A 923-nucleotide genomic window follows, 5' to 3' on the forward strand; every position below is an offset into this window, starting at 1 on the left:
GGCGATCTGGCGGAACGGGGCGTGGAGCGCAGCGAACAGGAACAACTGACTGCCGGCCGGGACGAACTCAAGCATCTGTTCCCCTGGCTGGATTTCAGCAACGCCGAATTCGCCACCCTGGATGTAACCCGCGCCGAACCCAGACAGCAGGCACTGGTAAAACCGGATAACGCCTACGCCCGCCGGGACCAAAACCTGATCATCGCCTGGCCCACCAAACTCACCCTGGCCCCGGATCTGGGCGACCGGGTCATGGCACTGATTGAAGAAAGCGGCCTGCAGCCGGGCGAACCGTTAACGGTACCGGCAGAACTAAAACAGGCGCCCATGGGCGTGCCGTACTGGCATACCTGTTTTTAACATTGCCCGAGGGGGTTACTGGAGACGTGTGAGGCTGAGTTGAAAGTTCAAAGTTTAAACGCGAGGCAGGGCTGTTCCGGTTTTTAACACTGGCGCTCCGCGACCACCAGCCATGGGGCGCGGCGACAACATTAAAACCGGCACCCGGTCTATCCCGCGCTTTTCAACTTTAAGCTTTGAACTTTCAACTGCTTTTACCCCGCAACCCGCCCCTCCTACCGTCAATACAGAGGACCGTCATGTCTTTTATGCGCCCCTTGGGCAACACAGGATTAACCGTCAGCGCACTCGGCCTGGGCACGGTGAAAATCGGCCGCGACAAGGGGGTGAAATACCCCAATGGTTTCACCATCCCTGATGATCACGCGGTAACCGAGCTGCTGGCCCAGGCCCGGGACTTGGGCATCAACCTGATCGACACCGCTCCGGCCTACGGCCACAGCGAAGCTCGTCTCGGCCAGCTGATAAGTCAGCGCCAGGATTGGGTGATCGTCACCAAGGTGGGCGAAGAGTTTGATAACGACAGTGGTGAAAGCCATTTCGATTTCTCCCCGGAACACGTT

General features: G+C 58.6%; 1 protein-coding gene and 1 pseudogene. Both read left to right on the forward strand.

The genetic code is table 11. The annotated features are described in order from the left end of the window. Window positions 1–360 (forward strand): annotated as a pseudogene (locus tag A3754_RS03570) (FAD-binding oxidoreductase); the annotation flags it as partial. A 239-nt stretch (window positions 361–599) separates the two neighbouring features. Continuing rightward, the coding region (locus A3754_RS03575) for an aldo/keto reductase (RefSeq protein ID WP_197468425.1) at window positions 600–923 on the forward strand (324 nt) is incomplete at its 3' end.

The sequence above is a fragment of the Alcanivorax sp. HI0083 genome (genome assembly GCF_001635175.1).